This is a genomic window from Roseobacter sp. MED193, assembly GCF_000152965.1.
GTDB lineage: Bacteria > Pseudomonadota > Alphaproteobacteria > Rhodobacterales > Rhodobacteraceae > Pseudophaeobacter.
In genome coordinates, this window is sequence record NZ_CH902583.1 from 1,507,679 (window position 1) to 1,515,191 (window position 7,513).

The 7,513-nt window shown below is 57.7% G+C and carries 4 protein-coding genes, 1 tRNA gene and 1 rRNA gene; 3 read left to right on the forward strand and 3 right to left on the reverse strand.

Features of this window, described 5'->3' with window-relative positions:
* The first annotated feature begins 72 nt into the window (after positions 1 to 72).
* Complete coding sequence (locus MED193_RS09595; RefSeq protein ID WP_254655493.1) at positions 73 to 2,793, forward strand: [protein-PII] uridylyltransferase; 2,721 nt, start codon at positions 73 to 75, stop codon at positions 2,791 to 2,793.
* Positions 2,790 to 4,379 (forward strand): murein biosynthesis integral membrane protein MurJ, encoded by a 1,590-nt coding sequence (murJ, locus tag MED193_RS09600; RefSeq protein ID WP_009809512.1) that lies wholly within the window; start codon positions 2,790 to 2,792, stop codon positions 4,377 to 4,379. The genes MED193_RS09595 and murJ overlap by 4 nt, the downstream gene beginning before the upstream one ends.
* A gap of 122 nt (positions 4,380 to 4,501) precedes the next feature.
* Here the strand turns inward: murJ and MED193_RS09605 are convergent, their stop codons facing one another.
* On the reverse strand, positions 4,502 to 5,188 hold the full coding sequence (locus MED193_RS09605) for a rhomboid family intramembrane serine protease (protein WP_009809513.1): 687 nt from the start codon (positions 5,186 to 5,188) through the stop codon (positions 4,502 to 4,504).
* A gap of 136 nt (positions 5,189 to 5,324) precedes the next feature.
* Here MED193_RS09605 and trpS point away from each other — a divergent pair, with 136 nt between their 5' ends.
* Entirely contained in the window at positions 5,325 to 6,353 is a 1,029-nt protein-coding gene (gene trpS / locus MED193_RS09610) for a tryptophan--tRNA ligase (protein ID WP_009809514.1), read from the forward strand.
* Positions 6,354 to 6,583: 230 nt separating this feature from the next.
* Here the strand turns inward: trpS and MED193_RS09615 are convergent.
* Both MED193_RS09615 and rrf read right to left on the reverse strand, forming a co-directional pair.
* Positions 6,584 to 6,660 (reverse strand) — tRNA-Met (locus MED193_RS09615).
* Between the two features lie 48 nt (positions 6,661 to 6,708).
* Positions 6,709 to 6,823, reverse strand: a 5S ribosomal RNA gene (rrf, locus tag MED193_RS09620).
* Positions 6,824 to 7,513: the final 690 nt, after the last annotated feature.

The window sequence follows — 7,513 nt, forward strand, 5'->3', positions numbered from 1 at the left end:
CCTGCCCGCACAGCCTCGCTTGATCAGCCCGGAGCGCTCCCCGCCTCCGGACTGATCTGCGAGGCGCTCTCGATTTTCAATCTCACCGAGATTCAAGACCAGATTGCGCTCCTGGCCAAGGACGCAGAACCTGAAGCCCTGCGCAGTGAAACCGTGGCGCTGCTGCGCGCCGCCAATAAGCAGGGGCGCGCCACAATTGCTGAGGCCTTTGCAAAGGCCCCCTTCGCGGCCCGCGCCCTGACGAAATCTTATAGCTATCTAACCGACGGGCTGGTTCTGACGGCCTTTCACGTCGCCACCACCTATCTGCACCCGGTGGGCACCCCCACCTCAGGAGAGCGGATCGCCCTGATCGCAGTGGGCGGCTACGGGCGTGGGGAAATGGCACCTGCTTCGGACGTCGACCTGATGTTCCTAACCCCCTATAAAATCACCGCCTGGGCGGAAAGCGTCATTGAATCGATGCTCTATATCCTCTGGGATCTCCGCCTCAAGGTGGGACACTCCAGCCGGACCATCAAGGATTGCATCCGGCTGGGCGCGGAGGATTACACCATCCGCACGGCGATGCTGGAGCAGCGTTTTCTGACCGGCGACCAACAGCTCGCCAACGCGCTTGCAGACCGGCTGCGCACCGAGCTGTTCTCTCGCGATGCCCAGGATTTCATCGAGGCCAAACTGGCAGAACGCGACGAGCGTCATCTGAAACAGGGCCAGCGCTATATGGTCGAGCCCAACGTCAAAGAGGGCAAAGGCGGGTTGCGCGATCTGCAATCGCTCTACTGGATCGCAAAATATGTTTATCAGGTCCAGGATGTCGCTGATCTGGTGCCCCTCGGCCTGTTCACTCCAGAGGAGCTCGATACCTTTTCCACTGCCGCTAATTTTCTCTGGGCGGTACGTTCGCATCTGCATCTCGCGACTGGGCGCCCGACAGAGCAGTTGAGCTTTGATCTGCAGGTCGAAGTGGCCAGTCGCATGGGCTACAAGGATCGCGCCGGCCGACGTGGCGTAGAGATCTTCATGCAGGAATATTTCCGTCATGCCACAACCGTGGGCGATCTCACCCGGATATTGCTGACGAAACTAGAGGCGAGCCAACAAAAAGGGGCGCCGCTCCTGGAGCGGATCTTTCGTCGTCGTCCCCGGGTGAAATCCGACTACACAGTCATTCACAACCGGCTGGATGTGGCAGATCCAGAGGCCTTTCTCGAGAACAAACTGAACCTACTGAAAATCTTCGAAGAAGCGTTGCGCACGGGTATGCTGATACACCCTGATGCCATGCGCCTGGTTACAGCCAATCTGGACCTGATCGACGAGGATATGCGCAACGACAAGGAAGCCCGGCGTATCTTCCTTGATCTGCTGCTGAAACACGGAAACCCGGAACGCGCTCTGCGGCGGATGAATGAGCTCGGCGTGCTCTCCGCCTTTATCCCCGAATTCGAACCCATCGTGGCGATGATGCAATTCAATATGTATCATTCCTACACCGTGGATGAGCACACCATTCAGGTAATCTCGAACCTTACCGCCATTGAGAAGGGGGAACTGGAAGAAGAGCTGCCACTGTCGTCAGAGGTGATCCGCAAGGGGATCAACCGCAAGGTGCTGCTGGTCGCGATGCTGCTGCATGACATCGGCAAGGGCCGTGAACAGGACCATTCTATCCTCGGCGCTCAAATCGCCCGCAAGGTGGCCCCCCGGTTAGGGTTGAACAAGGCTGATAGCGAGACAGTGGAATGGCTGGTGCGCCATCACCTATTAATGTCGGACATGGCGCAAAAGCGCGATATTGCCGATCCGCGCACCGTGCGTGGCTTTGCCAAGGCCGTGCAATCCGTGAAACGGCTTGATCTGCTTTTGGTGCTGACGGTCTGCGACATTCGCGGCGTCGGCCCCGACACCTGGAACAATTGGAAGGCGGCCCTGCTGCGGGCGCTATACAATCAAACCCGCGAAGCTTTGGACAACGGCATGGAGGCGCTCAACCGCGCGCACCGAGGTGCCGCCGGTAAAAAAGCACTGCGCGCGGCCCTACCCGAGTGGTCCAAAGCAGATCTAAAACGCGAAACCGGGCGCCATTATGATCCCTATTGGCAGGGGCTGCATGTCACCGCACATGTGGATTTTGCCGAAATGCTGAAGGAGCTCGAAGAAAAGAATGATCCTGGCGAAATTGTCATGCGGCTCTATCCGGACGATGACCGCGACGCGACGCGCGCCTGTTTTGTCATGGCCGACCACCCGGGCATTTTTGCCCGCGTTTCCGGTGCGCTTGCCCTTGTCGGGGCCAATGTCGTCGATGCCCGCAGCTACACCACCAAAGACGGCTATGTGACCGACGCCTTCTGGATCCAGGATGCCGATGGCCACCCGTTCGAGGCCTCACGGCTACCGCGGCTGAACCAGATGATCCTCAAGACCCTCAATGGCGAGGTGATCACCGGTGAGGCACTGGAGACCCGCGACAAGTTCAAAAAACGCGAAAAGGCCTTCAAGGTCCCGACCCATATCACCTTCGACAATGAGGGCTCTGAAATCTATACGATCATCGAGGTCGACACCCGCGACCGAACAGGGCTGCTATATGATTTGGCCCGGACCCTGGCAGGGGCCAATGTCTATATCGCCAATGCGGTGATCGCGACCTATGGTGAGCAGGTGGTGGATACCTTCTACGTCAAGGATATGTTTGGCTTGAAATACCACTCCAAATCAAAGCAGGACTTCCTGGAGCGGAAACTGCGTGAGGCGATCTCCAAAGGGTCAAAACGGGCCCGATCATGAAGCCGGTGAGATTGCTGTCAGGTTTTATGACGGTTGGCTTTTGGACTCTGGCAAGCCGCATATTGGGCTTTGCCCGCGATATAATGATCGCCAGTTTCCTGGGCACCGGCCCGGTGGCCGAGGCCTTTTTGGCGGCGTTCAGCCTGCCCAACATGTTCCGCCGTTTCTTTGCCGAGGGCGCCTTTAACACCGCCTTTGTTCCGCTGTTCTCAAAAAAACTGCAAAAGGACGACGATCCCCTCGGCTTTGCCCGCGATGCCCTGACCGGGCTGGCGACGGTGCTGATTATCTTTACCCTGGTGGCCCAGCTGGTAATGCCTTGGCTGGTTCTGGCCATGGCCAGCGGGTTTCGAGGGGATGTCCGGTTTGACCTGACGGTGGATTTTGGCCGCATCACCTTTGCCTATATCCTGTTCATTTCGCTGGCAGCTCTTCTCTCAGGCGTCCTCAATGCCTCCGGTCGCTTTGCCGCCGCTTCCGCGGCACCGGTTTTACTCAACATCATTCTGGTTGGTGCGTTGTTACTCGGCCAAAGTGGTCTGCTGAGTACCTATCTTCCCGCTGACACAGCAGAGCTGCCTGGGTTGCCACAAGGGACCTTGCTGGTCTGGGCCACACTTCTGGCCGGAATAGCCCAGATGGCGCTGGTCTGGGTCGCCGCGAGCCGGGCGGGCTATCGGCTGACGCCACGCCAACCACGGCTCACGCCAGATCTGAAACGCCTGGCAGTGATTGCCGCGCCTGCGATGCTGGCCGGGGGGGTGGTACAGATCAACCTATTGGTCGGGCGTCAGGTTGCCAGTTTCTTTGACGGGGCCATTGCCTGGCTCAGCTATGCAGACCGGCTGTATCAACTCCCCTTGGGCGTGGTGGGTATCGCGGTGGGTATCGTCTTGCTTCCGGATCTGTCCCGTCGCTTGGCCGCGGAGGATGCAACAGGCGCGCAACATGCCTTTAGCCGCGCCGGCGAGATCTCCCTGGCGCTGACCATTCCTTCAGCCATCGCCTTGGTGGCCATCCCCCTGCCGCTTGTCTCGGTCCTGTTCGAGCGCGGCGCCTTTTCCTTCGCCGATAGTCAAGCCACCGCGCTGGCCGTGGCCATATACGGGTTGGGCCTGCCCGCCTTTGTACTGCAAAAAGTCCTACAACCGCTGTATTTTGCCCGCGAAGACACCCGCACCCCCTTTCGCTTTGCGCTGAACGCCATGGTGGTCAATGCCGTCGTGGCCATTGCCGGCGCGGCGCTGCTTGGCTTTATTGGTGCCGCCATAGGCACCACAATCGCCGGCTGGGCCATGGTCTGGCAGCTGGCACGTGGTACGGGCGCGATGGGTCAAAGCGCGCGCTTTGATGCGCGGTTCAAACAGCGGATCTGGCGCATCCTCATCGCCGCCCTACTGATGGGCGCCCTGCTCTGGGGCGCGGCCTGGCTACTGGAGCCCTGGCTCTACAGCGCCAGCATCCGCTATCCGGCGCTGGCGCTGCTGGTCACGATTGGCATCGTCAGTTATTTTGCCATTGGCGTCGGCATCGGCGCCTTCCGGCTTTCGGATTTCAAAGCCAGCCTGCGCCGGAACAAGGGCTAAATCAGCCCCCAAAGGCGTCACACGCCACCGCGCCGCGCGTCAGCGCGGCGCCCGGCCCAACGGGATAAAGCATCTTGATGCTGCCAGACGGGCGGGAGCCCCCCCTTCTGCATCGCCCCTCTTTAGTCGCGGCGGATATTGCTGCGAATACGCGCCCAGCCACCGGGTGCCAAAAAGAACGAAAGGCCAAAACCAGTGGCAAAGCCGCAGAGATCCGCCACCCAGTCCTGTGCGCCGCCAAAGAGCAGACCAAACAGCAACTGCACCCCCATCAAAAAGGCAATCAGCGAAAACGCTCGGCTCTGCTGGGCGCCCACCAGCGACAACTGCCTCCACAAGATATAAGTAAAGGCACCAATCAAGCCATAGACCGCTGGAAAACCGCCAATCAGCGGCACCGCTCCATTGATCAGCACTGCATATCCAACCGCACCACCCACAGCGGAAGCCATGAAGATAATAACCATCACCAGATCGCCCATTACCTCGCCCACCATCTTGCCCATGGCCAGTACAAAGACGCAGACAAAGAGCGCATGGGTAAAAGCGCCGTGGACAAAAATATAGGCCAAGAACCGGATCATATGTTCAGCTGGCCATTGCCCGGTCTCAACCATCCACCAAAAGATTTTGGAGGAAAATGCATAGGACTGAAAGGCCTCCAGACGCCAGCCAATGGCCTCGGGCCCACCAAGAATACCCCGCATACCAAGTGAGAACGCCGCCTCTATCCCCATGATCACCAGCACCAGTGCCACCACAGCAGGGGGCAAGGGATTTACAGGAGAGATATTTGGGTCGTCACTCATAGCTTGTCGTCCTCCCTGACCTATTACGGCCGTTTTGCGGCTCTAGAGCCCGCCTGTTCACGCTGGGCTGTTGACCCTGCGCTGGCCCATGGGTAAGCGACTAGGGACCATAATTCCAGACGGGAGTTTCGCCTCCATGAGCGATACGACATTTACGCCGCGCGTCTTCTCCGGCATTCAACCTTCCGGCAACCTGCACCTGGGTAACTACCTAGGTGCCCTCAAGCGCTTTGTCGACTGGCAAGACCGCGACGTCGAGAGCATCTACTGCATGGTTGATCTGCACGCGATAACTGTCTGGCAAAACCCACAGGATCTGATGAAATCTACCCGCGAACTCTGCGCTGGTTTTATCGCAGCCGGGCTTGATCCTGAACAGGCCATCCTGATCAATCAAAGCCAGGTGCCTGAACATGCGCAATTGGCCTGGATCTTCAACTGCGTCGCCCGCATGGGGTGGATGCAACGAATGACCCAGTTCAAGGATAAGGCAGGCAAGAACGCTCAGAACGCCTCGCTCGGCCTGTTCGCCTATCCAGCCCTGATGGCGGCGGATATCCTGACCTATCACGCCACTCATGTGCCGGTGGGCGAGGATCAGAAACAGCACCTAGAGTTGACCCGCGACATCGCCACCAAGTTCAACCACGACTATGACGTTGACTTCTTCCCGATCACCGAACCGGTCATCGAAGGGGCTGCAACACGCGTTATGTCGTTGCGCGATGGTTCCAAGAAGATGTCAAAATCTGATGCCTCCGACGCCAGCCGCATCAATATGACCGATGATGCGGACTCCATTGCCAAAAAGATCCGTAAAGCCAAGACCGACCCTGATGCGCTGCCCTCCGAGGCCAAGGGTCTGGAAGACCGCGCAGAGGCGCGCAATCTGGTCAATATTTATGCCGCCCTGAACGAACAATCCGTGGATCAAGTCCTGACGGATGTTGGCGGTAAGCAATTCTCGGAGTTCAAACCCATGCTGGTGGATCTGGCCGTTGCAAAGTTGGCGCCGATCTCCACCGAGATGGCGCGGCTGATGCAGCATCAGGATGAGATCGACAAGATCCTCACCCGCGGCTCTGAACGTGCCCGCGCTATCACCGCACCGATCCTGCGCCAGACCTATGAAATCGTCGGCATGGTTCCTCCCGTCGAGATTTGAACCTTCAGGGCTTAAAACAATCCAAGCTCAACAGCAAAGACAAAAGACCGTCCAGAATAATCTGGACGGTCTTTTGTTTCCGTATCCGCAGTATGCTCTGCGAGATCCGGCTGTCTCCTATCGGAGGAGTATTGGAGATCGAGCTCATCGGGGAACTGGCTGGTTTGCTCAGTCTGGGGCAAAAAGAAACGGTCTCGAAGCGCTATGCTGCAGGCCGTTCTTTTCCGACCTGGTTGCGGGAGTAGGATTTGAACCTACGACCTTCAGGTTATGAGCCTGACGAGCTACCGGGCTGCTCCATCCCGCGTCAGTGTCGGAAGTTTATATCGTTTAGAGATTTTTTGGATTTTACTAGGTTTGGCAGTGACCTACTCTCCCACGACTTAAGCCGCAGTACCATTGGCGCAAAGGCACTTAACTTCCGGGTTCGGGATGGGACCGGGTGTTTTGCTCTCGCTATCGCCACCAAACCAAGAAAAATCCAAGAACCTGCGGTTCTTGGATTTTTTTGGTTGGCGGTCGGCAGGGTATTTGCATCGCAAATGCCCGAGAGACCGCACCCCAGTTATGTCACGAGGACATTTCCAAGATCGCAGGGAAACAATCAACACTGACGACTTTACGCAAGTAAAGTCTGTCACGCAGCAGGCAGTGTATTTGCCGGGCAAATGCACGTTGCTGCACCTTTGTTATGTCACAAGTTCATGTGGTGCTTATTTGGTTCTTGGCTGTCTATTACTAGATCAGATCAAGCCAATCGGGCGATTAGTACCAGTCAACTGAACGTGTTACCACGCTTACATCTCTGGCCTATTGACGAGGTGGTCTACCTCGGCCCTCAGGGATACCTTGTTTTGAGGGGGGCTTCCCGCTTAGATGCCTTCAGCGGTTATCCTGTCCGAACATAGCTACCCAGCACTGCCGTTGGCACGACAACTGGTCCACCAGTGGTTCGTTCACCCCGGTCCTCTCGTACTAGGGGCAACTCCTCTCAAGTATCCTACACCCACGGCAGATAGGGACCGAACTGTCTCACGACGTTCTAAACCCAGCTCACGTACCTCTTTAAACGGCGAACAGCCGTACCCTTGGGACCTGCTCCAGCCCCAGGATGAGATGAGCCGACATCGAGGTGCCAAACACTGCCGTCGATATGGACT